This window comes from Flavobacterium sp. CR10, from assembly GCF_055814415.1.
Map to the genome: position 1 here is coordinate 2,318,864 of NZ_CP185985.1, position 26,155 is coordinate 2,345,018.

Below are 26,155 nucleotides of genomic sequence, written 5' to 3' on the forward strand. Positions count from 1 at the left end.
AAAAGATGAAAAATAGATATATCAAAATATTTTGTGTCGCAATTGTTGGTGCTTTGACATTAGCTTCATGCGATAAAGGATTCGAAGAAATGAATAAGAATCCAAATGCCTTAACAGATCCAGCTGTAAAATCAATGTTTACGCTTGCTGAAATTTATGTAGACGGACAAGATTTTTCTAACACAAGAGGAAACAATTTATACGCTGCACAAATCGTACAGCAGTTTTCTTCACTTGGTGGACCAGGTTCAAAATACACGTATTCTTCTGAGTATTCTGCCGCTCTTTTTGGTGAAACTTACGGAAAAGGATTAAATCAGATTTTCCAATTATTATCTGTAGTAGAAAATACGCCAGAAAATACCAATATGATTCAGGCATTAAGAATCATGAAAGTTTTCTTGTTCCAAAAATTGACAGATACTTACGGTGAAGTTCCTTATTTTGAAGCTGGAAAAGGATATAACGGAAACGTGTTTTCTCCAAAATATGATACGCAAGAAGCCATCTACAATGATCTTTTAAAAGAATTAGACGAAGCAGGAACAGCACTTGATGCAGGTAAACCATTTGTCGGAAGTGCTGATTTGTACTACCAAAGTGATGTTGCAAGATGGAAAAAACTAGCAAACTCTTTAATGCTGAGAGTTGCAATGCGTTTATCTAAAGTAAATCCGGCAAAAGCAAAAGAATTTGTAGAAAAAGCTTATGCAAAAGGAGTTTTTACTTCAAATGATGACAGTTTGGTTTTAAAACACGATGCAGGTCCTGCAGGTGTTAAAACCAATCCAATTACATCTTCTTGGGTTAGAAACGATTTGAATGGAGGAGAATCTAACATTAAATTTAGTAAAACGTTTATCGATATGTTGAAAAACACAAACGATCCACGTTTAAGAATTTATGCAAAACTAGAAGCTACAGGAGATAATAATCCAGCAAGTCAGCAAGGTTTGGCAAATGATGCAAAAGAATTTCCAGGAGGAGACAAAAAACTGTTCTCAGACCCAAATACTTCTACAGTATTGCGTTTAGATGCTCCAACATTAATTATGTCTTATGCTGAGGTACAGTTTTTATTGGCAGAAGCAGCAGTAAAAGGATGGAACGTTGGCGGATCGGCTCAGACTTATTACGAAAACGGAGTAAGAGCGGCGATGAATATCTTAACCATTTTTGGAGATAAAGTGCCTGCGGTTACTCCAGCAGAATACAACACTTACATTACAACCTATCCATTTAAATCTGCAGGAACAGAAGCACAAAAAATCGAACAGATTATCACTCAAAAATGGATTGTATTGTTATTCAACGGTTTTGAAGCATTCTCAGAATATAGAAGAACAGGTTATCCAGTTTTAGTTCCTGTAAATGATCCAACTGGAGAAACTCAAGGAACAATTCCGAGAAGATTAATCTACGATCAGTCAGAACTTATTACAAATGAGGCGAATTATAAAGAAGCAATTCAACGCCAAGGTTTAGATTTAATGACCACAAGAATCTGGTGGGATAAATAATTTTTAAATTGGTTGGTTAGTTAAGATAAGTCGGGTACTGAGCATACCCGGCTTATTTTTAAAAACATAAAATTGATTGATCTGAAAAGTAAAATCTTGAAAAATTATTTTACAGATTCAAATGCTTTTTTTTCGCAGAAAATGAATACAGTTCTGCTGAAAAAGATGGATTTAATTTCTGTATTTTAAAAATTTCAAAATACTATACTTAAAGTTTATTTCAATTATTTGAATTTAAAAACAAATCCAATTCACAATATATATAAGGCAGTGGTAAAGAAAATATTTCTAGTTGTATTTTAGAGTTACTAACAAAGAATAAATTCTCAAGAGAAGGAATAGGTGCGGTCAGTTCTTTCCTTCTCTAAAACTGCCAAATTACTTGCCTTTTTTAGTAATTTTAGAAGGTATTAAAATAGTACTCTGTAAATGAATTATCAAAAACAACTTCATTGGATAATGTCCTTATTTCTGGCTGGTTTTACGTCAATTTCCTTTTCGCAGAAAATTGATTTAAAAAACAATTGGAAGTATCGTGAAGAAAAAACACAAAAATGGTATTCGGCTACTGTACCAGGAGAAATTCATACCGATTTGCTAAACAGCAAATTCATACTAGATCCATTTTACAGAGATAACGAGAAAAAACTGCAATGGATTGAACGCAAAAACTGGGAATATAAAACTGCTTTTCAGGTTTCAGCAAATATGCTGAAAAAGAAAAATACAGAATTAGTTTTTGACGGATTAGATACTTATGCATCAGTTTATGTAAACGATAAGCTGGTTTTAAAAGCTGATAATATGTTTCGTCAATGGCGTGTTGACGTTAAAAAAGTCTTGAAATCAGGAAATAATGATTTGCGAATCGTATTTCAATCGGCACAAAATGTAGTCGATTCACTAGCTAAAAAAGATTATCCATTTGTAATTCCAGACAATCCGCGCGCCTATGTTCGTAAAGCGCAATACCATTTTGGCTGGGATTGGGGACCAAAATTCACCACTTGCGGAATCTGGAAAACGCCAAGATTTGAAGCTTATGATGAAAAAGAACCTGAAAAACCGTATGTTTTAAATCGAAAAATTGAATTAATACAAGACAAAGACAGTCTTGGTCGCTCTTTTTATTTTAAAATTGACGGAAAGCCGGTTTATATGAAAGGAGCCAATTACATTCCATCAGATGCTTTTCTTTCGAGAGTGACTAAAAAAGAATATGAAAAAATAGTTTTATCTGCCAAAGAAGCCAATATGAATATGCTTCGCGTTTGGGGCGGCGGTATTTATGAAGATGATTATTTCTACGATTTATGTGATAAATACGGCATAAATATCTGGCAGGATTTTATGTTCGCAGGCACAATGGTTCCTGGAGACGATGCTTTTTTTGATAATGTTAAAAAAGAAGTTCAGTATCAGGTAAAGAGACTTCGTCATCATCCAAGCATTGTTTTATGGTGTGGAAATAATGAATCAGACGAAGCTTTTAAAAATTGGGGCTGGATGAAAAGTTTTAAAATTTCAAAACAAGATTCAATCCATTTGTGGAAAGACTATACGCGTTTATTCCGCGACAGTATTCCAAAATGGGTAAAAGAAGTCGATGGCAAACGTCCGTATTTAAGCTCTTCACCATTATATCATTGGTCAAAAGCAAAAAGCATAACCGAAGGAGATAGTCATTATTGGGGAATTTGGTGGGGATTAGAAGATATTGAAGCCGTTCAGAAAAAGACAGGACGTTTTGTGAGCGAATATGGAATGCTGTCTTTACCAAATTATAATTCAATTGAAAGTTTTACTTCAGCAGAAGATCGACAATTATATTCAGATATACTAAAAGTACATTTAAAAGCAGGGAAAGGTTTTGAAAAATTAGATTCTTATCTCGCCAGATATTTTATTGATGCTTCTAAAATAAAAAAGATGAATCTGGAAGATTATGCATACTTAAGTCAGTGTCTGCATTATTATTCGATAAAAAATATTGTCGGCATCCATCGTGCTAAAGCGCCTTATAATATGGGAACTTTAGTTTGGCAGTTAAATGACTGTTGGCCTGTTGCAAGTTGGAGCATTACAGATTACAATAATCGACAGCCAAAAGCTGCTTGGTACGCTATAAAAGAAGCATACAGAGACGACATAAAATCAGAAACCGATTTTACACATCCGAAAGATTTGGCATTAGAAGATCCCAAAATCAGTTGGGAAATAAAAGGAAATAACGTAGTTGTAAAAGCTCAGAAAAGGGCAAAATATGTTTGTATTTCGATGAAAGGCTATAACGGAAAATGGAGAGATAATTATTTTGATCTAAAAGCAGGAGAAGAAAAAACAATTTCGTTTGAAGGGAAAATAGCAAAACCTGAGATTAAGATTTATTCTTTGTATGAGGTTTTAAAGAGATACTAAGGTTCTAAGGTGCTGAGGTTCTAAGTTGCAAAGGGACAAAGGTTTTTCGTAGAGACGCACTTCAGTGCGTCTCTCCCACAGAATTTAAAAATTAAAATATATGAGAATAGTATTTAGCGGCTTTTTGGCTTTAAGTTTACTTTTTGCCAATCCGATAATTTCACAGCAAAAAAAGACAAAACAAACAGATGTAAATTATACGCAATATGTAGATCCGCTAATTGGTTCAGCGGGGCATGGCCACGTATTTGTGGGTGCAAATGTTCCTTTTGGAGCTGTACAGTTGGGGCCTGTAAATATTTTCGAAGGCTGGGACTGGTGCAGCGGCTATAATTATTCGAGCAATACGATTTTAGGTTTCACGCACACACATTTAAGCGGGACAGGAATTGGTGATTTAAACGATATTTTGGTGCTTCCAGTCAGCGGAAAAGTGGGTTTGACTAAAGGAACAAAAGAAGATATGGTAAACGGTTACGGTTCGTATTTCTCTCATAAAAACGAAGTGGTAAAACCAGGATATTACAGTGTTTTATTGGATAAATATAAAATCAAAGCTGAATTAACGGCAAGTGAAAGAGTTGGTTTTCATAAATATACTTTTGAAAACACTAATGATTCGCACATTTTAATTGATCTTGCCGACGGAATCGGCTGGGACAGACCGGTAAAAACTTTCATTAAAAAAGTAAGCAAAACCAAAATTGAAGGCTATCGATATTCTGCAGGATGGGCAGCAGATCAGCGTATTTATTTTGCAATGGAATTTTCTGAGCCGATTACAAATATGATGGTTTATGATAGTACAGCTACAGTAAAAGGAACAGAAGGTGAAGGCTTAAAAATAAAAGCGGTTTTAGATTTTAAAACCTTAAAAAACAAACAGATTCTGGTAAAAGTCGGAATTTCTCCAGTTAGTACAGAAAATGCATCTGCCAATATAAAAGCGGAAATTCCGAATTGGGATCTTGAAGCAATTGTAAAATTAGCAGATTCAAAATGGAACAAAGAGCTGAACAAAGTTCAAATAAATGCAAATGAAAAAACAATGAAAGTTTTCTATACTTCATTGTATCATACCATGTTTGCACCTTCCATTTTTAATGATGCGAATGGAGATTACTTAGGAACCGATAAAAAGGTTTACGAAAAAGCCAATTTTACCAATTATACTACTTTTTCGCTTTGGGATACGTACCGCGGACTGCATCCATTATACACTATTACACAGCCTGAAAAAATCAATGATATTGTAAAATCGTTTTTAGCGATTTATCAGCAGCAAGGAAGATTACCGGTTTGGCATTTGATGGGTAACGAAACCAATACAATGAACGGAAATCATTCTATAGCGGTCATTGTTGATGCGTATTTAAAAGGATACCGTGATTATGATACCAATTTAGCATATGAAGCGATCAAAAAAACGGCAATGCAAACCCGTGACGGAATGGATTACGTTCAGAAACTAGAATATATTCCTGCCGATAAATTATTAGAATCTGTTGGAAATGCTTTAGAATATGCTATTGATGATTACTGCATCGCTTTAATGGCAAAAGCTTTAAACAAAACTGACGATTATAATTATTTTACGAAAAGAGCCAATTTATACAAACAGTATTTTGACAAAGAAACCACTTTTATGCGTGGTAGATTGGCCAATGGAAATTGGAGAACGCCATTTAATCCGCTTTCATCTGCTCACCGTAAAGACGATTATGTAGAAGGAAATGCGTGGCAGTATACTTGGCTGGTTCCGCAAGATCCTTACGGATTAATTGATTTATTTGGAAGCGAAGATAAATTTATTGCAAAATTGGATTCACTATTCTTGCTGACTGACAAAGTAGAAGGCGAGGATGTTTCGCCAGATATTAGCGGTTTAATTGGCCAATACGCTCATGGAAACGAGCCAAATCATCATATTCCGTATTTATATGCTTATGTGGGACAACCTTGGAAAACAGCAAAATTAATTCGAGAAATTGACGAAAAATTCTATTCAACAAAACCTGATGGATTATGCGGTAATGAAGATTTAGGACAAATGTCGGCTTGGTACGTTTTATCTTCTATGGGATTCTATTCGGTTAATCCTGCAAACGGAATTTATGTTTTAGGAAGTCCGTTAGTAAACAATGCTGTCATTCATTATAAAAAAGGAATTTTATTTACTATAAATGCCATTAATAATAGTGCTTCAAATATTTATATTCAAAAAGCAGAATATAATGGAAAACCCTATACAAAATCATATATCACACATGAAATGATTGTAAAAGGCGGAGAACTGAAATTATATATGGGAAATAAGCCGTCAGCAACATTTGGAATTAAGAAAGAAGATAGACCTCAATAATTTAAGATTTAAGAGTTCTGATTTTAGATTTCCTAACAGGTTTTTGAAATCTGTTAGGTATGATTTAAGTTTAAGATTTATGGTCGCTTTGTCAAAGTTTAAAACTTTGACAAAGCTTGGATAATAGAAATTGGCATTTTATAAAAAAATAAATACCTAACAAGTTTTTAAACCTGTTAGGATAGCAACACAGAATATGAAAATAAAAAGTTTAATTTTTTTAGGAATAGTACAGTCCTGTCTTTTTCTAAATGCACAGGTAAAAGCTTTAGATCCTGTTGAATATGTAAACCCGTTAATGGGAACGCAGTCTTTGCATAATCTTTCAAACGGAAATACCTATCCCGCAATTTGCAGACCGTGGGGAATGAATTTCTGGACACCGCAAACTGGAAAAATGGGCGATGGATGGGCTTATACCTATACGGCAGAAAAAATCAGAGGATTTAAACAGACGCATCAGCCTTCGCCATGGATGAACGATTACGGACAGTTTTCGATTATGCCAGTTACGGGGAAGTTGGCTTTCGCCGAAGATGAACGCGCAAGCTGGTTCAGTCATAAAGCAGAAGTTTCAAAACCCTATTATTACAGCGTTTATCTGGCAGATCATGATGTTACGACCGAAATTACTACAACAGAAAGAGCGGCTCATTTTCAGATCACATTTCCAGAAAACGAACACTCTTATATTGTCGTAGACGCTTTTAATAAAGGATCATACATTAAAATTATCCCATCAGAAAATAAAATTATAGGATACACAACCCGTAATAGCGGTGGTGTTCCAGATAATTTCAAAAATTATTTTGTACTCTATTTTGATAAGCCATTTACGGCAAATTCCACCTTTAACGATAAAACTTTAGAAAAAGGAAAATTAGAATTAACGGCTGGTCATGCTGGAGCAGTAGTCGGTTTTAAAACTAAAAAAGGCGAAAAAGTAAATGTAAAAATAGCATCATCTTTTATAAGTTTTGAACAAGCTGAATTAAACTTAAAAAATGAACTAGGAAATGCTTCATTCGAAGAAACTTTAGAACAGTCTAAAAATGAATGGAACAAAGTTCTAGGAAAAATTGTTGTAGAAGATACAAATGAAGAGCAGTTGAAAACATTTTATTCTTGTTTGTACCGTACGGTTTGTTTTCCTCAAAAACAATATGAAATAAATAAAGACGGCGATATACTACATTACAGCCCATATAATGGAAAAGTTCTACCAGGTTATATGTATGCAGGAACTGGATTTTGGGATACTTTCCGTGCTTTATATCCCTTATTAAATCTGGTTTATCCTTCGATAAATAAAGAAATGCAAGAAGGATTAATAAACGATTATAAAGAGGGCGGATTTCTGCCAGAATGGTCAAGTCCAGGTTTTAGAAATGTCATGGTTGGAAATAATTCTGCTTCTGTAGTTTCAGATGCTTACATGAAAGGATTACGCGGTTATGATATCAATACTTTGTACGAAGCTTTACAGCACGGAGCCAATAATGAAGGACCAATGGATGCTGTAGGAAGGAAAGGAGTTAAGTACTACAACACTTTAGGATACATTCCTTATGACGTCAGAATAAATGAAAACGCAGCGAGAACATTAGAATATGCTTATGATGATTTTGCAATCTGGAAATTGGCAAAAGCTTTAGATCGTCCTAAAAAAGAAATCAATTTGCTTGAAAAGCGAATGATGAATTATAAAAATCTCTATAATCCTTCTGTTGGATTAATGAGCGGACGAAATAAAGACGGCAGTTTTCCAGCAAATTTTAATCCGTTCAAATGGGGAGACGCTTTTACAGAAGGTAACAGCTGGCATTACAGTTGGAGCGTTTTTCACGACATTCAAGGTTTAATTGATTTAATGGGAGGAGAAAAGAATTTCACTGCAAAATTGGACGATGTATTTACAATGCCTCCAGTTTTTGATGACAGTTATTATGGAGCTGTTATTCATGAAATCCGTGAAATGCAGATTATGAACATGGGACAATATGCTCACGGGAATCAGCCGATTCAGCACATGATTTATTTGTATAATTATGCAGGTGAGCCTTGGAAAACGCAATATTGGTCAAGAGAAGTGATGAACCGTTTGTACAAACCAACTCCAGATGGTTATTGCGGAGACGAAGATAACGGACAAACTTCTGCATGGTATATTTTTTCAGCAATGGGATTTTATCCAGTTTGTCCAGCGACAGACGAATATGTTTTGGGAGCGCCTTTGTTTAAGAAAACAACTTTACAGTTAGAAAACGGAAAACAGCTTATTATCAATGCACCGAATAATTCAGAAACAAACAAATATGTAAACGAATTGAAATGGGATAATGCTTCTCATTCTAAAAATTACATCAACCATTTTGATGTATTAAAAGGAGGTGAACTAAATTTCGATATGACAAGTTCTCCGAATTTAAAAAGAGGCACAACAAAAGAGGCATACCCATATTCTTATTCAACTTCAAAATAAAAAGATATGCAGTCACGTAGAAAATTTATAAAAAACGCAGGCATTTTTTCCGCAGGGTTATTGGCACTTCAAACAGAAGCTTTCGGATTTAATTCAGATGCTTTTCCCTTTCCGCTAAAAGATTTTATTTCTAAAAGACCTCCTGTTGGCGAAAGAAAATTTACAAGTAAAGCAATTGAAGCTGCGATCGTACGCATTAAAAAACAAATTGCCAATCCAGAATTGGCATGGATATTCGAAAATTGTTTTCCAAATACACTAGATACAACAGTAGATTTTGAAATTATTGACGGAAAACCAGATACGTATGTAATTACGGGCGATATTGATGCCATGTGGCTTAGAGACAGTACAGCGCAGATTTGGCCTTATATTCCGTTTGTAAAAGAAGATCCAAAACTGGCAGAATTGGTAAAAGGTGTTATTAATCGTCAAGCGAAATGTATTCTGCTGGATCCATATGCGAATGCTTTTTATAAAGATTTCACTAAGGAAAGTGAGTGGAAAAACGATCTTACCAAGATGCAGCCCGGAATTCATGAAAGAAAATGGGAAATAGACAGTTTGTGTTATCCCGTTCGATTAGCGCACGGATACTGGAAAGAAACGGGAGATATCAGTTTATTTGATGCCAAATGGAAAGAAGCCATGCTTTTAGTGCTTCAAACTTTTAAAGAACAGCAGCGAATGGATGGCAAGGGCGGTCCTTATAGTTTTCAGCGTCAGACGGCTTGGGCGACAGATGGAGTTCCGTTAGGCGGTTACGGTTATCCAGTAAAACCTTGCGGATTAATCGTTTCGACTTTCCGACCAAGCGACGATTCTACTTTATTCGGTTACCTGATTCCGAGCAATATGTTCGCTATTGAAATATTAGGCTATCTGATTGAAATTTTCTCTCTACCAGCTTTAAAAGACAATGATTTAGTTGCAAAAGCCACAAAATTAAGAGATGAGGTTCAAAATGGACTTAATGAACACGGCATCATCAATCACCCAAAATTTGGAAAAATTATAGCTTTTGAAGTAAACGGATACGGAAGTTTCCACATGATGGACGATGCCAATGTACCGTCTTTATTGTCATTACCTTATTTAGGTGCGATTGCTCCAAATGATCCTTTATATCTTAATACAAGAAAGGTAGTATTGTCAGAAAATAATCCATTTTTCTATAAAGGAAAAGCAGGAGAAGGAATTGGAGGCCCGCACACAGGAGTTGATACTATTTGGCCAATGAGTATTGTTTTGAGAGCGATTACAAGTGTAGACGAAAAAGAAATAAAAGCTTGTATCAGTAATTTAATTAAAACCAATGCCGACACAGGATTTATGCACGAATCTTTCCATAAAGACGACGTGAATAAATTTACCCGTAAATGGTTTGCTTGGGCGAATACATTATTTGGCGAAATGATTGTGCACACCAGTATTCATTATCCTCAAATTTTAAAAGATAAAAATATCTAGTACTTAAAGCTTAAAAAATAGAAATGAATACATCACATGCCATTGGGCTAGATATAGGAGGAACGCATATTACAGCTGCGGTTATTGATAAAACAGAAATGAAAGTGCTTGATTTTTCACTCTGCAAAGAATCTTTCGATTCAAATCTGCCAGTAGATCAAGTTATGAATATCTGGAAAAAAGTAATCATCACCTCAATTAAAAACTCTAAAATTAAAGATATCACGGGAATTGCGATTTGCATGCCTGGACCATTTGATTATAAAACGGGAATTTGCTGGATTAAAGATCAATCTAAATACGAGTATTTTTATGGACTAAATGTAAGGGAATTGCTTTTGGAAACTCTTGGTTTTCCTGCAGATTTTCCAGTTCTTTTTGAAAATGATGCCGTTTGCTTTGGAAAAGGAGAAGTTTTTAAGCAACAAGAAAACCTATCTAAAAAAGTAATGGCTGTAACATTAGGCACAGGATTAGGAGCTTGTTTTATTGATAAAGGAACATCAATCAGTTCAGGAAATTCTGTTCCAGCTGATGGAGAAATATATAATCTTACTTATAAAGATAGCATTGCAGAAGATTATGTTTCTGCAAGAGGTCTTTTATCGCATTATAAATCTTTAAACGGTATCGAGCTTAATAATGGAGTAGAATTGTATAATCTAGCAAAAAAGGGAGATAGGTTAGCAATTAAAGTATTTGAAGAAATGGGAGAGGACTTAGCTCAAGTTGTAATTCCATGGATTAAAAATTTTACGGCAGATCATATTATTATTGGAGGAAAAATTGCCAATGCAAGCGATTTGTTTTTGTCTTCATTTAATAACACAATTCAAGAATCTGATTTAAAAGTAGAGGTTTCTATTTCAAATGACAATGAAATCGCGGCCTTACTAGGAGCGGTTAGTTTTCTTTGTGATTAAAAACAAAAAGGATGAGATTTAAACTCATCCTTTTTTCTCTATGCTAAATAATATTTAGAATTTTTAATTAAGAACAATAAAAAAAGCCTTTAAATTTTACATTTAAAGGCTTTTAATTTTTAAAGTTTCTCATGGGAAACTTCTACTGGCGGAGAAAGAGGGATTCGAACCCCCGGACCTGTTACAGTCAACAGTTTTCAAGACTGCCGCATTCGACCGCTCTGCCATTTCTCCAGTATCTTGCTATCATTTTCTGATTGCGAGTGCAAAGATAAGCTGTTTTTTGAATTGTGAAAATTTTTTTTGAACTATTTCTTAAAAAAATATACTATAAAAAAGAAAAACCTTAACAAAAGTCAAAGGTTTTAAATTTAAGATGAAGAGGAATCAAGATTATAGTCCTTATCCCGCTTGTATATTGCATTTCTAATATTTTTTGTATTAAACCCACCACAGAAGCATTATACATTTTTTGCATCTTGAAAATTCCGATCTACAATTAGTATTATCATAAAATTTGATTTACATTTTCGGATAAAAATGTTCAAGAATTTGTTTCGGTGTTTTAACAATTTCTCTGCTGATTGAGTTAAACCATTTTACTTCTTTTGTAACTTCTGCGCAGCATTCGTTCTTTGAGTTAAAAAAGCAGCTTTTAATATTGATTTTGTCTTCAATATAGCAATGCTTCATTTCAAGTAAAAAATGTTCTGTAAACATCAGGTCTTTATGGATGATCAATTCGTGATTTCCTTCCTGTAAATCTAAATGCATATAATTGAGTTTTTCTTTTGAAAAACCGTTATGAAACAAAAAATGGTATAACAATCGAACAGTATACGAAATGTATGCGATATCTTCCATAACCATATAATCATTTACTTCTTCTCCAGTAACAACATAATTTTTACAGATCATTTTATTGTGATTTAAGGTTAAAAAAGAGACCGGCGTAATGCGTTACCGGTCTCCAGAATATTAGTCATCTTTAATACTCTTTGAACCTGAATGGATCTGATTCTTAAAGAGGATTATTTAATTAATAAAAAATTGTAATTGATCTTTATTTTGTCAGCAATTTTTTTTCTTACAAGACTAGGTATTTCAATATCAAAATCTTCAGGTTTTGCCTCAAAAGCGCCAGCCGCATTAAGACCATTTGATACCTTAGAAATTTTTACAATAACCGAGACTGGCCTAGTTTTTCCGTGAATAGTAAGATCTCCTTTTAATGTAAAATTTTTAGGCGAACTTGTAATTTTTGAACTGTCAAAATCTTCAATTTTACCTTTGAAAGTGGCTTTTGGAAATTTTTCAGATTCCATATAATTTTCATTAAAGTGCTCCTCCATCAGCGCCACTTTAAAACGAAAACCTTTTATAAGTACCAGGCTGGCAAAATCTCCCGTTGTCTGATCCAGAACAGCAGATACTGATTTGTTTTCTGCGGCAACTTCTTCGTAAGATGGCATAGATGCCTGAAATTTTATATTGCCTGTTTTTGTAATTAGTTTTTGCGCAGTTCCCTGAGTATTTGCTGCTATAATAAGCAGTAGCGCTAAAAAAATAATATATGATTTTTTCATAAAAATTAGTTTTCTTTTAGGCCATCAGTATTCCATTTTACAATTAGGTCAATATTAGCTTGAGCCATTCTGCCGCCTTGTGGCATAAGACCTTGCTGACCGTTTTGAAGCTGGATTCGACCTAATAGGCCAGCGTTTTCTACTGCAGCTTTTACCTGTGCAAAAGTTGTCAGAGGTCTGAAAGCGGCAGATCTTCCGCTTGAGTGGCAGCTTATGCAGTTGGCATCAATAATAGATTTCACATCTTTATTGTAGGTAACAGCAGTTGTTGGATTTGTGGGATCCGTCGGATTTGTAGGGTTTGTCGGGTTCGTTGGACTTGTCGGTGTCTCGATATCCTGAATGGTGTCAGAATCACTGCAGCTTGCCAATACAGCCAGCAAAATTGTAAGTACGATTGTTTTTTTCATGATTTATCGTTTTTAATTGTTAGAATACTCTGTATAAGTTAAAACCAAAGAAGAAATCTCCCTTACCCCAATCGCCAGAAGCATTGGTAAGGTATCCGCTCTCACTCATAGATTGTGAATTGGTAAAAATTAATTGAAATACGTGTCCGCCAGTTTCTATATCAAGTCCCACAGACAACGGATTTTTATAAAAGTCCGGTTTGTCAAAATTGTGCATGTATTCTAAATTTACAGACAATCTCTTCGTGATTTTATAGCGTCCGCCACCTCCGAAAGAGAACTGATTATCTCTTTCTATATCAGGATTATAAAGGTTTTTGTGTAAAAAAGATGGCACTAATTCTAATGAGAATTTTTCACTTACTTTTCTGGATATTAGAAGCTGCTGCACATACGTCATTCGATGTTTAAATTCTAAGCCAGGATATTGGTCTTTTTCTAAAAAAGTATTGATGTCTGCGACACTATATCCAACAATGTCAAGAGGAAAATTATCGTTTTGTCTTGCCATTCGATACTTTAATCCGATTTCATACATTTTGTTTAAAGTATGTCTGGAAAGGCTCGCTGACAACCAATCTGTAATGCCATAAATTCCTCCTAGTTTTGTGGTAGCATTATCAAGGCCGAAAAAACTGTCAAAGCCATCTTTTACAGTGCCAAAACGATGTGAAACCACAAAATAAAACTCTTTTTTGGCCGGCATTTTTGTGGTCTGCAACGTTACCAGCTGTAAAGCTTTAAAGGTTGCTGTAGAATAGCTTTCTTCTACCTGAGTAGAATCAAGACTCTTTAGTAAATCATCCTGAGAATAGGCCAGTGTTGCTAAAAACAGGCAGAACGGAACTAGAATTTTCTTCATAAATTAATTATTATTTGTTTGGTTTATTTAACACTGCACTGATCTATTTTGACTTCAAGAAATAGTTCGTCATATCCAATGCATTTGCCTTTAATCGTAGTTTTTTTATCCATCATTTTTGTGTTTAATTTTTCTTTGAAGAGGCAGAAAACCGTATTTTCCAGTACAATTGCAGAGTCGGTTTCTTTGGTTGCTTTGCCCGTTATTTCTATAGTTTTGTTGAGGTATAACGAGTCTGCTTTTTTAGGATCTGCGGTATAATCTTCGATAAGTTTTTTGGCCGTTATCCTAAAATCTGGTGTTTCTGATGCTATATTGCGAGCTTCTTTAAAAATGACTCCGTAATAAAAGTAGATGCCGGCTGAAATTATTACCAGCACTATTGAAGTTGCAATTATTGTTTTTCTTCTATTCATATTCTGTTTTGTTTTTTGATGCTTAATAATCGGCCAGCGAGTTTTTTGTTTCATAGCTTTCTTCCCGCATTTTTTTTCGATGCTGAATGCCAAAATCTCGTAATGATTTAATGATAGGTTTTAGTGATGAACTGTAATCCGTTAATTGATATTCGGTTTTGGCACGGCTTTGATAATCTGTTTTCTTTTTAACAAATCCGTTTAGTTCCATTTCTTTCAGCTCATGGGCCAAAACTTTGGAAGCAATTTTGTGCACTTCTTTTTGAATTTCAGAAAATCGTTTGTTGCCTTCCATAAGTGCCAGCAATATTGGAATTCTCCATTTTCCGCTGATCATGTAAATGGCGTCCATAATGGATGCTATTTCAGATTTGCATTTTGATGCAAATCTGACCTGCTGTATATAAGATGTGGCGTTTTCTGGTGTATTCATGCTTTAAAACTGTATCAAATCAAATGATGATTCTATAGTGAAACAGCTTTGGTGCAGATTACCCTACCAAAGAATTGCGATTTTTTGAAAAAAAAAATAAAGATGAAGAATACAAGTTTTAAAAACTCTTGCCGAAAAGATGTTAAAATGAAACCCTAAAGCTCAGATTTGGTGTTCTTTGCAACGAAAAAGTGTCCACTTCTTCAATAGAATTGGTCAAAGAATTAATTCTGTAATATTCGCTAGTTTCATTTCTTCTGTTTAGGATATTTAGGATAGAGATTCCTATTTTGTATTGAATTCCGCGTGCGGTTTCCCATTTGTAAGTTGAGGAAAGATTAACCTGCGAAAATATGTGCAGATTACTGTTATTTGGCCTATTATAAACCAGTACAGGATCAGAAAGATCAATTTGGGATAAGTCTGGAGATGTTTTGGGTCTTCCAGAAGACCATTTTGTTCCTAAAGCAATTTTGAAATTGTTTTTCTCATAAATTCCTGCCCATGATAAAGTGTGGGTCAGTTCAAAGTTATTGGGAAAACGTTGATATTCATAATCAGGAAAATCATAATTGTTTTCATTATATGTATAACTTAACCACGTAAGAAAGTGATTTATTTTTTTTTGGATCAGCATTTCTGTTCCCCATATTTCATAATCGCCAGTAGTTCTGACAAATTCCAGCTGATTTTGAAAACCTTGACTAGAGGTCGTTATTCCTGTTACTTTTTTGTAAAAGTTTTCGATATCCAGAAGCCAGTTGTTTTTTTGGTAGAATAGGTTTAATGAAAGCTGTTTGCTTCTTTGTATTGGAATTGTGCCATTATTCGAAACAATCCAGCGTCTTTTTTCGATGCCGAAATAATCTTTCTGCAGATCAATAATCTGTTGGGAGTTTTGGCTTTTTAGCTCGCCAAGTAATTCTAAAGTCACACTTTTGCTAATTCCGTAACCAAATTGAATTCTTGGCTCTGCAATATATTTTTTAAATTTTTCAATATAATTAAGACGCATTCCGCCTTTAAAATAAACTCGGGAGACGGTATCGTTATATTTTCCTTCAAAAATTAAAGCATGAGTTCTTAAAACGTCCTTTACTTTGCGATAGAAATCGGGATTGGTTACCTGTTCTAAATTAGTAATGCCAATTTCATTAAATTGATAACCGTCACTGAAGCTAAATTTAGAGTTTAAAATATGATTGTTTTCCAAATTAGCTCCATTGTTGTTTACTGTATTTTCCTGAACTGCTCTTTGGTTTTCGTAAGTTGTATATTGATTGGCTAAAAGTTCGTACGAAGAGTTGTAAACATTAATTTTTGTAGTGTTGAAGTTATTCCAGTTTCTTTTCCATGACAAATTTGCACCATAATTCTGCTGGCGTAAAATATTGTTTTGTGATTTGTTTATATTATATGAAGTGGCGCTTTTGTTGACTTCCAGATTGTCTTTAATGGTTATTAAATCAAGTACTAATTGATCTTTGATTCCTATTTTCTGCACATATTTTATTGTAGCGTCATAAAAGCCAAATTTTTTATCGCTTTTATAATTAAGATTTTGGCTCTGCGAAAAATCTGTTATTGTAGTATTTTGAAATACTTTGTTGAAATATTCTCTATAAGTAGGAGTTTCTACAAAATCAGTGATCGATTTACGCGCCGAAATTTCGATATAACTTTTTTTTGAAAGATTATACTTGGCGTAAACATCAGCATTAATCATGTTGATTCCGGCGCTGAATGAATTTTTTTCTGCTTTTTCGGGAGTAGAAGAAATGTCAACTACACTTGAAACGCTTTCTCCATAAAAAGCAGAACTTCCGTTTTTGTAGATCGAAATTGTATGTGCAAGATTTGGATTGAAAACCGATATTAAACCAAAAAAATGTCCCGTTTGAAACATTCGTATTCCATTCCACAAAAATAAATTCTGATCATGCGTACCGCCACGAACATTGATGCTTGATACACTTTCATCGAGACTGTTTACACCAGGTATCTGCTGCATGGTCTGCAAGGCGTCAGCTTCAATAAGGCCGGGAAGAATACCAAATTTTTTAGGTTTAATTTCAAGAGATCCGTCAGTTTTCTTTGAAATGCCAGAAGCCAGAATAGCATTAGTTTTAATTTCATGCAATTCTGTAATTTCAGGTTCCAGTAGGATTTGAATGCAATCTTTGGCATTTGTGTTTCCTGCCGTAATTCTCTTTGATGCAAAACCGACATGGCTGATTACAAAAGTATTTCTGTTTTCTTCATTAAACTCAAAATAGCCTTCTGAATCAGTAGTAAAGTGACTTTTGTTATTTAAAATGATATTGGCATTCTCAATAGGTTTTTTATCTATCGAAGATAAAACATAACCGCAAACCATTTTTGAGAAAGTATCTATTTTATAGATATTGATGAATTTATTTCCTATATTTTCAAAAGATAAATTGGTTTTTTTTCTTAGATATTCCAGTTTTTGTTCTAATGAAAGCGATTTCTTAGGAGGATTGAATTCTAGTCCTTCAATATTATCTTCGGTATAATTAAAACTAACGGCATGCTGTGCTTCAATATCAATTATTATTTTTTTAAAAGGCATAACTTTTCCTTTATCCTGAGCAAAAAGATTCAGGACAATAAAGAAGAGAAAAAACAAAAAATGAAATTGTTTGGGGCGGAACATTTATTTTTCGTCAAAAATTATTTTGTTGTTCGAAACTTTTCTCGCTTCTAAATGATACGTTGTACTGATAATCTGCAAAGCTGTATTTAGATCTTTGGCGGGTAATTTTCCTGTAAACAGCGAAATAGTGTCTTTGGTATTTAGATCGATCTTAATATTATATTGCCTTTCAACTTCATCTAAAAGGGTTCTTATGTTTTCTTTATAAAAACATATCTGGTCATTCATCCATTCTGGCTGTAATGAACTTACAGTCATTTTTATCTGTTTTCCATTTTCAAAACGAACGCTTTGTCCGTGGGTTAATAGAATTTCAGTGTTACCATAATTTACTTTTACACGGCCTTCGTAACACACCACGTCAAACCTGTTTTTTCTGGCTTTAACGTTAAATTGCGTTCCTAAAACCGTTACTTTTCCAAGACGTGTCTGCACTTCAAATTTTCTTCCTTTTGCAACTTTAAAATAAGCTTCTCCTTTAAGTTCCAAATGCCTGTTGCTGTCCCAATTCCATTTTTTATAGTTTATTTCAGAACCTGAGTTTAAAACCACTTTAGAATTATCGGGTAATGAGAAAACGGTCTTTTTTCCAAAATCAGCAGTTTCTGTTTGAGGGATAAAAACTTTCATGGCAAACGTAATTCCAAGAGCAAGAACAAATATAGCTACAGCTCTAGGCATCCATTTTTTGTAAAGCGGAACTACTTTTGGCGCTGCTTTTTTCTGGCTTAAAATGTTAGATAGCATACTATTTTCATCGAAATCACCAGCATCCAGGTGAGCGGTATATTTTTTAATTTTTTGATATTTTTCAAAATCGGGACTTGCCTCAAAAGCAGCTAATTCATCTGGAGATAAATCGTCGTTGAGCCATTTTGCTAATAAGCGATTTTTTTTCATTTTATCGTATTATTTAATTAAAACAATTAGAACTAAATTTACCCTACTTTTTATAAATCAATTTCTTTGCGCAAGCTTAACAATGCCAAATGAATGCGTTTTTCAACCGCTTTTACGCTTATTTCTAGCTCAACGGCAATTTCGCTGTATTTTTTTCCGTCAACTCTATGCATCAAAAAAGCAGTGCGCTGTTTTTCGTTTAAGTTTTCGATTGCTTTTAATAGTTTTGCCTGAAATTGCTTTTCTTCCAAGAGATATTCCGGACTTTCATTTGTCTTGTCCAAACCAATAAAGTTTTTTTCAAAGTTCAAAACCACTTTTTGGTGTGCAATCTGGTTGAGACTGCTGTTGTTAGCAATGGTGTAAATGTATGATTTTGCTTTTTCTAAAGGGACAGAAGCGCAATTTTGCCAAAGCTTAACAAATGCTTCCTGAGTTATATCTTCTGCTTGTTCTGCATTTCCAAATTTGTAAAATAGAAAATTTCGAAGAGCTTTTACATGACTCTTGAAGAAAGACGAAAAAATGATTTCATCACAAGTATTAGATTGGTTTTGATCTGGCATTTAGAGTTTCAATTTTTTCAGCGTAAAAGTATTTGTTTTTAATTTAAGTAGGGTAAAAGTAAAGATGATTGTTTTATAGAAGAATAAAATGCTATTGGTTTTTGATAATTTAGTATAGAATAAGATTATCAAACTTTGTCTTAGTTTATTAAAAAACAGTTTGTTTTAAAATTTATTACCTTTGTAAAAACATAAATATGTTCCTTTTGAAAAAATATTTATCAATTGCAGTTTTCTTATTCTTGCTGTTTTCCTGTCAAAGTGAAACAGAGGAGGAAAACAATAATTCGCAGGGAACAATTACAAGTGTTTCTCCGCTTACGACTTATCTGCAAAGGGTTGCGATGGTTAAAACCGTACAAGATAATATGATTGACGGATCGAGTTATTGCACTATAAAACTCCCATATACGGTTACGGTAAACAATGAGCAGATTGCAGTAAATACTACTGCCGATTATCAAAAAGTTTTGGATAATATCAACGCCAGCAATTATGATAATGATATTGTAAAAATAGATTTTCCTGTAACGATGGTGTATTATAATTACATCGAAAAATTAATTCCAAATCAGGCAGATTTCGATTCTTTAATTGATTATTGGAATCTCTATCCAGATCTTTTATCCAAAATCAACGGATTAAACATCAGCTATCCCATAACAATTAATATCTATAACAGCATCAGCCAGACAGCAAGTGCTCAATCGATAATAAGTGACCAGGCTTTTTTTAATTTCATTAAAAATTTGAATGAAAGCCAATATATTTCTTTAAAATATCCTATCGCAATTACGGATTATAATAATCAGATAAAATCGATTTCAAATAATCTGGAGTTTGAAAATGCCATAAAATATGCTATAGACTATTGTCCTGAAAATAACCTTGTGCCATTAGATTTTGCAACAGCCATCACAAAAGGTTCTTGGGAAATACCCTATTTTTATGAAGGCACTGTTAAGACTTCAAATTACAGCGATTATTCATTTGTATTTAAAGCGGATAAATCTGTAGTTGCCAGCAAAGCAGGAATTTCAGAAACTGGACAGTGGGAAAGTTCAGTCCAAAATGGCATTACAGCAGTAAATATAAGTTTTAGTACTGGCGTGCTTTCTAAATTAAATTTTAACTGGAAGCTGTTTGAATTTAATAATTCTCAGATACGATTACGAGACGCAGGCGCAACGACTAATTATCTTTATTTTCAGAAAAAAAATTAACGGATCTTTTTTTCTTTCTTCCCAACCAAATAAGAAATCCTGTTATGGGTAATGTTGCCGCAAACAAACAAACCAAAAAAGCTACGATTTTTGTTGGATAACCATAAATGCTTCCAGTATGAATAGGATAAATAAGCCTTCGTATTTTATCGCCATTGCTGAAGGATTCGTAAGGACGTATTTTTAAAAGCTTACCTGTGTATTTATCAAAATAAGCCATACTTGAAATATTGGGAATGGATTTTTCAAGATTCAATTTAATAGCCATAATACTGTTTATGGTGTCAGATGGGATTCTAATCTGTGTATCGCCTTTGTATTTATAGATGTTTTCTGTTTTAGAAAGTATGTTTTGATAAAAAAAAGCTTTATCCAGTTTAGGATCTGTTTTTGTAGGATTTTCAACTTTAGCCGAAGGTTTTTTTGCTGTTCCATCTGCTAATAAATAAATGCCGCTTTCAAACCATTTAAAAGACCACGTTAATCCAGTCAGAGAGATTATCAGAAGAAATAGAAAACTGTAGAAGCCAAAATTTGAGTGAAAGTCCCAATTAACCCTTTTAAAAGAAGCATTCCATTTTACTGTCAATCTCTGTTTTATATTTTTTATTTTTTTTGGCCACCATAAAATTAGTCCCGAAAGCAGCATGAAAATGAAAGTAAGACAGCTGCAGCCTGTAATAAATTTTCCGGCTTCTCCCAGAATTAAATGGCGATGCAAATCTAAAATGATAGAGAAAAACCTGCTTTTTTCAGGAATTGCTGCCAATACTTTTCCGCTATAGGGGTCTACTGAGAAAATCTGATCTTTTTTATCGATATCTGTTCCAGTTATAATTACTGTTCTTGCCGGATCTGCATAAGTTTGAATTCGGTCTAATGCGGTAATTCTGTATTGTTTCTCAATAGAAGCGAGGTAAAAATCGACAGGCATTTTTTTAGTTCCTATAGTCGAAACTTTATAAAATTCAGGATTTATAAAAGAATCAATTTCTTCGTCAAAAACCAAAATGCTTCCAGTAAGAGCTACAATAAATACAATAAGCCCGGACGCTAGTCCGAGCCATAAATGTAAAAAGCCAATATTTTTTTTAAATGTTTTATTCATGTAAATAGGCGATAAAAATATTTTTTAAATGCAGTAAAGCTATTTAGAAAGAATAACCAAGAGTCAAAAGCCAGTTTGAAGGTGCTCCAGGGAATAAACGGATATAATCGTATCCTCCAACCCAATAGGTTTTGTTTAGAATATTATTAGCATTCAGCTGAATTTTAAACTTATTGATATTATAGTAAAAAGCAGCATTGAATAAGGTATATCCGGGAAGAGTTTCCGTAGTGGTTTGGCTCATGGTGCGTGTTGTTGCAAAATTAGACCCCATTGCGATTCCAAAATCTTTTAAAGCGCCATTTGTAAAATTGTAGCGAGTCCAGATATTACCCTGTTGTCGCGGAGTATTTGGTTTTTGTCTTCCAATTTCAACTTCAATAGGGCTTTCTGTGATAAAAGCTTCATTATAACTGTAAGCGGCAGAAATGCTCCAATTACGGGTGATATTTCCATTCAGATCAATTTCAATCCCTTTGGATTCTTCCTCACCAATAGATCTCATTAAATCTGGATTTGACGGATCGTTTGCAGGATACAATGTGTTTTTCTGCTGTATTTTGAATAAAGCAACTGTCACAAAAAGTTTTTCGTTGAACCAAGATGATTTTCCTCCAAATTCAACCATATTACTTTCTAACGGATTAAATGGCCCTCCTGCATTTGGATTTGCGAGAGTAGATGCTGTTTGAGGATTATAACCCTGAACATAAGTTCCGTATAAGTTAATATTTGGATTAAGGGTATAAGTAAGACCAAAACGTGGTAAAAACGAATGCTGCTTTACTTTTGTTTCTGTGGCTTTTTTGTAATTTACTTTATCTGAATATTCATCGTAGCGAATACCAATTAAAGCCTGAAAAGCGCCAAATTTAATGTGGTCTTGAATATAAATTCCGTATAATGAATAATAGGTTGGGTCAACCTGACGGGCCACATAAAAATATTTGCTCATATCTTTTAACTGCTGCGATGCAAACGGATTGCTCAAATCAAAATGAGCTACGTTTGGCACTGGATTTCCTTTAGAATCCAACAAATAATTGGATTTATTTGCTGGGTTATAAGTGGCAATAAAGCCATTGTTGGCAGCATTTCGATAACCGCTTGCAGTTAATTGCGAGCCGCCAGAAGGAACCTCTTCCTGAGCATAATCAAAACCAGCTATCAGATTATGGTCTAAGGCGCCTGTTTTAGCTTTATATTTAAAAAAAGTAGAAAGATTATCAATATAACGCTTGCGTTTACGTTGAAAAACCTGCATTTCAATTGCAGTTGGAATTGTAGACCCGTCTCCGGCAGAAGCATATTTATTGGCACCGCGATGCTCTAAAAGATCCTCATTATATCCCGTTCTGATATAAGATCCTGAAAAGGATAAGCGATCTGAAAACTGGTGATTTAAGGAAGTTGTAACGATATAGGTTTCCTCTTTTAAATAATCGTTTGTTGAGTTTAACGAATTTGAAATCTTTGTAGAGTATAAGTTGTTTTCATAAGTTGATTGTCCACGGTCCAGATTTCCATTCGAACTGCTGTAAATTAAATCAAAATTCACGCTTGTTTTATCATTTGGAAGAAAAGATAGGGAAGGAGCTACAACAATATTTTTATCATATTGTAAATCTCGAAACGAATTAGCATTCTCATAACCTAAATTTAGACGGTATAAAAGTGATTTATCTTCGGTTAAAGGTCCCGTAAAATCGGCTAAAGCTCTTAAGGTATTAAAGCTTCCAGTAGAAAAACTCACACTGTTGGCAGCCTGATCTAATGGCTTTTTGGTTACACGATTTAGAACTCCTCCAGGAGAAGCATTTCCAAACAAAGCCGATGATGGTCCTTTTAAAACTTCGACACGTTCCAGATAATTTGCCAGAGGCTGTTTCCAGAATCCTGTAGATGTTCGCATACCATTTAACAATTGCGTATTGCTTCCCCCGTTTATTCTAAAACCTCGAATCGAAATATCATCATAAAAAGTAAACTGGCTTACACCACTGAAATTTTTTACTACGTCGCCTACGCGAATTGCTCCCTGATCGGCTATTAATTCTTTGGTAGCATACGAAACTGCCTGAGGTAAATCTTTCAGCGCGATTTCTGTTTTAGCGCCGATAAAAGATTTTGTGTTGCGATACGATTTTTCTTTGCGTCCGGTAATTTCCACAGTCTGCAGAGTATTTACGTTTTCTTTTAAAATAGCAGTAATCTCAAGATTTTCATTTTCTTGCAGTTCAACGTTTTTTTGTTCTGCTGTGAATCCCATCGCAGAGAAATAGACTGTATAGTTTCCAGCAGCAAGATTTGCAATTTCAAAATTTCCCTTGTCATCAGAAACGGCATTCTTTTTAGGACTTTTAATTGATATGGAAGCGTAAGAGACGGCTTCGTTATTTTCGGAAATAATTTTTCCGGTAATTTTGGCATTTTGCGCCGAACCAATATGTAGAAAGGCAAGCAGTAATAATAAAGAGAAAGTTAATTTCATGGCGGTTATTTATTTTTATGCTGCAAATCTAATCTTATTTAGACTAAATACAAATAATTTTTTAATTTGTGTGCCTTTTTTAAACAAGAAGTAATCTCCCTGAATTAATTCTAGTTGCTTCTTTTTTTAATTTCGTTTGTTTTTAAATTAAGCAAGTAAGACTGTAGGTATTTTGTAAGTGTTTTGTTTTTAGCGTTTTAAAAGGTATTAGGAAGAAGGATTTCTTTTTTGATTTTTTATTTAGCAAGACGGGTTTCTTCTTTTTTATAACCGTAGGTTTTTAAAAACTAAATTAAACTGGTTACCTAAAAGTAAGTGAATTTGAAAAATTAGAAATATTATTTCAGTCTTCAATTTTTTTTGCAGGCAATTTAAAAAAGCTGTGCTAAGATTGTGGGGCTAAACTTCTGCGTGGTTTTGAAAATATTGAAAATGCACTTAAAAGGCAAAACCCTGCTGATCTCAAGATCTGCAGGGTTTTCCGTGAATTTTAGCCTTTTTTGTAAACTTTGAAAAGTCTCTTTTTAAGCTCTCAGCGGAGAAAGAGGGATTCGAACCCCCGGACCTGTTACAGTCAACAGTTTTCAAGACTGCCGCATTCGACCGCTCTGCCATTTCTCCAATATGTTGCTCTCATTACCTGATTGCGGGTGCAAATATAAGACGGTTTTTCGGTTATAAAAACTTTTTTCGGACTTTTTTTTGAAGTTTTTTGAGATAATTTTCAAGTGTCTAATTATCAGTATTTCCGAAAGAGATGTTTTTGAAAAAATTAATCTAAATCGTCTAAAATTGGCGTTGGTTTTTTATGTTCGTCGACAGCAACAAACGAAAAAGTTCCTGAAACTACCGTTTCGCGAAGTTCAGAATACATTTGTTCCATAAAAATATCGACGTGGATTTTACAGCTAGTTCTTCCAACGCTGTCTACTTTTGCTACTAACTCGATTAAAGTTCCTGCAGGAATTGCTTTTTTGAAATCAATTTGTCCTGTCGAAATCGTAACTACTTTTTTACGGCTAAAACGCGTAGCACAGATAAAAGCAACTTCATCCATTAAGTGAAGCGCGGTTCCTCCAAATAAAGTATCGTAATGATTGGTTGTGCTAGGAAAAACGGCTTTAAAAATACGAGTTTCTGATTTTTGAATTCTTTCTTCTACTGTTCCCATATTAATAATTAACGTATTCTGTAATTTCAAGTCCATATCCAATCATACCCACTCGTTTTGTTTGCTCTGTATTCGAAACCAATCTGATTTTGGAAATGTCCAAATCATGAAGAATTTGAGCTCCAATTCCGTAATCTTTACTGTCAATAATAACTTTCGGCGCTTTTAGAGTTCCGTTAGCTTGTAATGATTTAAGCTCAGAAATTCTGTTTAAAAGATTAACAGCAGTCATGTCTTGATTGATAAAGATAACAGCACCTTTTCCATTTTCATTAATCACTTTAAACATATCGTCTAATTGCTGTTCGGCATTATTAGTCAATGTGCCTAATAAGTCATTATTTACTTGCGAAGAGTGGATTCTGGTCAAAATTGGTTCGCCGAGATTCCAAGTTCCTTTCGTTAAAGCGATATGAATTTGTTTGTTGGTAGTTTGTTCGTAGGCTCTTAAACGGAAAGTTCCAAAACGAGTTTCGATGTCGAAATCTTCTTTTTTTACGATTAAGCTATCGTGCTGCATTCTATACGCAACCAAATCTTCGATAGAAACTAATTTTAAATCAAATTTTTTAGCCACTTTAACCAATTCTGGCAAACGAGACATTGTTCCATCTTCGTTTAAGATTTCGCAGATTACACCAGCAGGTTTAAATCCGGCTAGACGTGCAAAATCAATCGCAGCTTCAGTATGTCCTGTTCTTCTTAAAACACCACCTTGTTTGGCAATTAAAGGAAAAATATGGCCAGGACGTGCTAAATCGTGAGGTTTTGTATTTGGATCAACTAATGATTGGACTGTTTTTGCTCTGTCAGAAGCAGAAATTCCAGTTGTAACGCCTTGTCCTTTTAAATCAACAGAAACAGTAAAAGCAGTTTCCATGTGATCCGTATTGTTGGTCACCATTGCGCGAAGATCTAATTCTTTACATCGGCTTTCTGTCAGTGGCGTACAAATTAAGCCACGTCCGTGAGTAGCCATGAAATTAATCATCTCTGGTGTTACTTTTTCGGCAGCAGCCAGAAAATCGCCTTCATTTTCACGATCTTCATCATCGACTACAATGATTATTTTACCTTGACGAATATCTTCAATAGCTTCCTCAATGGTATTCAATTGTATTTTTGTTGTTGACATAA

20 protein-coding genes and 2 tRNA genes are annotated in these 26,155 nt (G+C 34.2%); 7 read left to right on the forward strand and 15 right to left on the reverse strand.

The window, feature by feature from the left end:
* The first annotated feature begins 5 nt into the window (after window positions 1-5).
* The 6 genes from ACNRYB_RS10315 (at window position 6) to ACNRYB_RS10340 (ending at window position 11,175) form a co-directional block, all read left to right on the forward strand.
* Window positions 6-1,520: a SusD/RagB family nutrient-binding outer membrane lipoprotein gene (locus tag ACNRYB_RS10315; protein ID WP_129748863.1), complete on the forward strand. Its 1,515-nt coding sequence runs from the start codon at window positions 6-8 to the stop codon at window positions 1,518-1,520.
* A gap of 429 nt (window positions 1,521-1,949) precedes the next feature.
* Window positions 1,950-3,938 (forward strand): beta-mannosidase, encoded by a 1,989-nt coding sequence (locus tag ACNRYB_RS10320; protein WP_473729998.1) that lies wholly within the window; start codon window positions 1,950-1,952, stop codon window positions 3,936-3,938.
* 100 nt (window positions 3,939-4,038) lie between these two features.
* Window positions 4,039-6,300, forward strand: a complete 2,262-nt coding sequence (locus tag ACNRYB_RS10325; RefSeq protein WP_473729999.1) for a GH92 family glycosyl hydrolase — start codon at window positions 4,039-4,041, stop codon at window positions 6,298-6,300.
* Window positions 6,301-6,496: 196 nt separating this feature from the next.
* Complete coding sequence (locus ACNRYB_RS10330) at window positions 6,497-8,782, forward strand: GH92 family glycosyl hydrolase (protein WP_473730000.1); 2,286 nt, start codon at window positions 6,497-6,499, stop codon at window positions 8,780-8,782.
* A gap of 6 nt (window positions 8,783-8,788) precedes the next feature.
* The gene (locus tag ACNRYB_RS10335) at window positions 8,789-10,252 is read left to right on the forward strand and encodes a glycoside hydrolase family 125 protein (RefSeq protein ID WP_129748860.1); all 1,464 of its coding nucleotides are present in this window, start codon (window positions 8,789-8,791) and stop codon (window positions 10,250-10,252) included.
* Between the two features lie 23 nt (window positions 10,253-10,275).
* Window positions 10,276-11,175, forward strand: a complete 900-nt coding sequence (locus tag ACNRYB_RS10340) for an ROK family protein (RefSeq protein ID WP_473730001.1) — start codon at window positions 10,276-10,278, stop codon at window positions 11,173-11,175.
* 146 nt (window positions 11,176-11,321) lie between these two features.
* Here ACNRYB_RS10340 and ACNRYB_RS10345 read toward each other — a convergent pair.
* The 10 genes from ACNRYB_RS10345 to ACNRYB_RS10390 all read right to left on the reverse strand — a co-directional run bounded on the left by ACNRYB_RS10345 (window position 11,322) and on the right by ACNRYB_RS10390 (window position 19,025).
* Window positions 11,322-11,409, reverse strand: a tRNA-Ser gene (locus tag ACNRYB_RS10345).
* Window positions 11,410-11,697: 288 nt separating this feature from the next.
* Complete coding sequence (locus ACNRYB_RS10350; protein WP_129748858.1) at window positions 11,698-12,093, reverse strand: hypothetical protein; 396 nt, start codon at window positions 12,091-12,093, stop codon at window positions 11,698-11,700.
* A 113-nt stretch (window positions 12,094-12,206) separates the two neighbouring features.
* On the reverse strand, window positions 12,207-12,761 hold the full coding sequence (locus tag ACNRYB_RS10355; protein ID WP_129748857.1) for a YceI family protein: 555 nt from the start codon (window positions 12,759-12,761) through the stop codon (window positions 12,207-12,209).
* Window positions 12,762-12,766: 5 nt separating this feature from the next.
* The gene (locus ACNRYB_RS10360) at window positions 12,767-13,171 is read right to left on the reverse strand and encodes a cytochrome c (protein ID WP_129748856.1); all 405 of its coding nucleotides are present in this window, start codon (window positions 13,169-13,171) and stop codon (window positions 12,767-12,769) included.
* 19 nt (window positions 13,172-13,190) lie between these two features.
* On the reverse strand, window positions 13,191-14,033 hold the full coding sequence (locus ACNRYB_RS10365) for a DUF5777 family beta-barrel protein (RefSeq protein ID WP_473730002.1): 843 nt from the start codon (window positions 14,031-14,033) through the stop codon (window positions 13,191-13,193).
* 23 nt (window positions 14,034-14,056) lie between these two features.
* Complete coding sequence (locus ACNRYB_RS10370) at window positions 14,057-14,449, reverse strand: OB-fold protein (protein ID WP_129748875.1); 393 nt, start codon at window positions 14,447-14,449, stop codon at window positions 14,057-14,059.
* Window positions 14,450-14,471: 22 nt separating this feature from the next.
* Entirely contained in the window at window positions 14,472-14,882 is a 411-nt protein-coding gene (locus ACNRYB_RS10375) for a winged helix-turn-helix transcriptional regulator (RefSeq protein ID WP_129748854.1), read from the reverse strand.
* 142 nt (window positions 14,883-15,024) lie between these two features.
* A complete protein-coding gene (locus ACNRYB_RS10380; RefSeq protein WP_473730003.1) occupies window positions 15,025-17,475 on the reverse strand; it encodes a carboxypeptidase-like regulatory domain-containing protein in 2,451 nt (816 codons plus the stop codon).
* 84 nt (window positions 17,476-17,559) lie between these two features.
* Window positions 17,560-18,459: a FecR family protein gene (locus ACNRYB_RS10385; protein WP_129748852.1), complete on the reverse strand. Its 900-nt coding sequence runs from the start codon at window positions 18,457-18,459 to the stop codon at window positions 17,560-17,562.
* Window positions 18,460-18,509: 50 nt separating this feature from the next.
* Window positions 18,510-19,025 (reverse strand): RNA polymerase sigma factor, encoded by a 516-nt coding sequence (locus tag ACNRYB_RS10390; protein ID WP_129748851.1) that lies wholly within the window; start codon window positions 19,023-19,025, stop codon window positions 18,510-18,512.
* 197 nt (window positions 19,026-19,222) lie between these two features.
* On the opposite strand from ACNRYB_RS10390, the gene ACNRYB_RS10395 reads away from it, so the two are divergent.
* Complete coding sequence (locus ACNRYB_RS10395; protein WP_473730004.1) at window positions 19,223-20,248, forward strand: hypothetical protein; 1,026 nt, start codon at window positions 19,223-19,225, stop codon at window positions 20,246-20,248.
* Here ACNRYB_RS10395 and ACNRYB_RS10400 read toward each other — a convergent pair.
* The 5 genes from ACNRYB_RS10400 to ribB all read right to left on the reverse strand — a co-directional run bounded on the left by ACNRYB_RS10400 (window position 20,217) and on the right by ribB (window position 26,153).
* Window positions 20,217-21,356: a PepSY-associated TM helix domain-containing protein gene (locus tag ACNRYB_RS10400; protein ID WP_473730005.1), complete on the reverse strand. Its 1,140-nt coding sequence runs from the start codon at window positions 21,354-21,356 to the stop codon at window positions 20,217-20,219. The two genes, ACNRYB_RS10395 and ACNRYB_RS10400, sit on opposite strands and share 32 nt — an antisense overlap.
* Before the next feature lie 43 nt (window positions 21,357-21,399).
* Entirely contained in the window at window positions 21,400-23,847 is a 2,448-nt protein-coding gene (locus tag ACNRYB_RS10405) for a TonB-dependent siderophore receptor (protein ID WP_473730006.1), read from the reverse strand.
* A gap of 536 nt (window positions 23,848-24,383) precedes the next feature.
* A tRNA-Ser gene (locus ACNRYB_RS10410) sits at window positions 24,384-24,468 on the reverse strand.
* A 151-nt stretch (window positions 24,469-24,619) separates the two neighbouring features.
* A complete protein-coding gene (locus ACNRYB_RS10415) occupies window positions 24,620-25,018 on the reverse strand; it encodes an acyl-CoA thioesterase (protein ID WP_095931760.1) in 399 nt (132 codons plus the stop codon).
* Window position 25,019: 1 nt separating this feature from the next.
* Window positions 25,020-26,153 (reverse strand): 3,4-dihydroxy-2-butanone-4-phosphate synthase, encoded by a 1,134-nt coding sequence (gene ribB, locus ACNRYB_RS10420; RefSeq protein WP_165352491.1) that lies wholly within the window; start codon window positions 26,151-26,153, stop codon window positions 25,020-25,022.
* Window positions 26,154-26,155: the final 2 nt, after the last annotated feature.

What these genes read in the sequence shown, in the direction of transcription:
- ACNRYB_RS10315 (WP_129748863.1), top strand. Translation starts at nt 6, where the DNA reads ATGAAAAATAGATATATCAAAATATTTTGTGTCGCAATTGTTGGTGCT.
- ACNRYB_RS10320 (WP_473729998.1), top strand. Translation starts at nt 1,950, where the DNA reads ATGAATTATCAAAAACAACTTCATTGGATAATGTCCTTATTTCTGGCT.
- ACNRYB_RS10325 (WP_473729999.1), top strand. Translation starts at nt 4,039, where the DNA reads ATGAGAATAGTATTTAGCGGCTTTTTGGCTTTAAGTTTACTTTTTGCC.
- ACNRYB_RS10330 (WP_473730000.1), top strand. Translation starts at nt 6,497, where the DNA reads ATGAAAATAAAAAGTTTAATTTTTTTAGGAATAGTACAGTCCTGTCTT.
- ACNRYB_RS10335 (WP_129748860.1), top strand. Translation starts at nt 8,789, where the DNA reads ATGCAGTCACGTAGAAAATTTATAAAAAACGCAGGCATTTTTTCCGCA.
- ACNRYB_RS10340 (WP_473730001.1), top strand. Translation starts at nt 10,276, where the DNA reads ATGAATACATCACATGCCATTGGGCTAGATATAGGAGGAACGCATATT.
- ACNRYB_RS10350 (WP_129748858.1), bottom strand. Translation starts at nt 12,093, where the DNA reads ATGATCTGTAAAAATTATGTTGTTACTGGAGAAGAAGTAAATGATTAT.
- ACNRYB_RS10355 (WP_129748857.1), bottom strand. Translation starts at nt 12,761, where the DNA reads ATGAAAAAATCATATATTATTTTTTTAGCGCTACTGCTTATTATAGCA.
- ACNRYB_RS10360 (WP_129748856.1), bottom strand. Translation starts at nt 13,171, where the DNA reads ATGAAAAAAACAATCGTACTTACAATTTTGCTGGCTGTATTGGCAAGC.
- ACNRYB_RS10365 (WP_473730002.1), bottom strand. Translation starts at nt 14,033, where the DNA reads ATGAAGAAAATTCTAGTTCCGTTCTGCCTGTTTTTAGCAACACTGGCC.
- ACNRYB_RS10370 (WP_129748875.1), bottom strand. Translation starts at nt 14,449, where the DNA reads ATGAATAGAAGAAAAACAATAATTGCAACTTCAATAGTGCTGGTAATA.
- ACNRYB_RS10375 (WP_129748854.1), bottom strand. Translation starts at nt 14,882, where the DNA reads ATGAATACACCAGAAAACGCCACATCTTATATACAGCAGGTCAGATTT.
- ACNRYB_RS10380 (WP_473730003.1), bottom strand. Translation starts at nt 17,475, where the DNA reads ATGCCTTTTAAAAAAATAATAATTGATATTGAAGCACAGCATGCCGTT.
- ACNRYB_RS10385 (WP_129748852.1), bottom strand. Translation starts at nt 18,459, where the DNA reads ATGAAAAAAAATCGCTTATTAGCAAAATGGCTCAACGACGATTTATCT.
- ACNRYB_RS10390 (WP_129748851.1), bottom strand. Translation starts at nt 19,025, where the DNA reads ATGCCAGATCAAAACCAATCTAATACTTGTGATGAAATCATTTTTTCG.
- ACNRYB_RS10395 (WP_473730004.1), top strand. Translation starts at nt 19,223, where the DNA reads ATGTTCCTTTTGAAAAAATATTTATCAATTGCAGTTTTCTTATTCTTG.
- ACNRYB_RS10400 (WP_473730005.1), bottom strand. Translation starts at nt 21,356, where the DNA reads ATGAATAAAACATTTAAAAAAAATATTGGCTTTTTACATTTATGGCTC.
- ACNRYB_RS10405 (WP_473730006.1), bottom strand. Translation starts at nt 23,847, where the DNA reads ATGAAATTAACTTTCTCTTTATTATTACTGCTTGCCTTTCTACATATT.
- ACNRYB_RS10415 (WP_095931760.1), bottom strand. Translation starts at nt 25,018, where the DNA reads ATGGGAACAGTAGAAGAAAGAATTCAAAAATCAGAAACTCGTATTTTT.
- ribB (WP_165352491.1), bottom strand. Translation starts at nt 26,153, where the DNA reads ATGTCAACAACAAAAATACAATTGAATACCATTGAGGAAGCTATTGAA.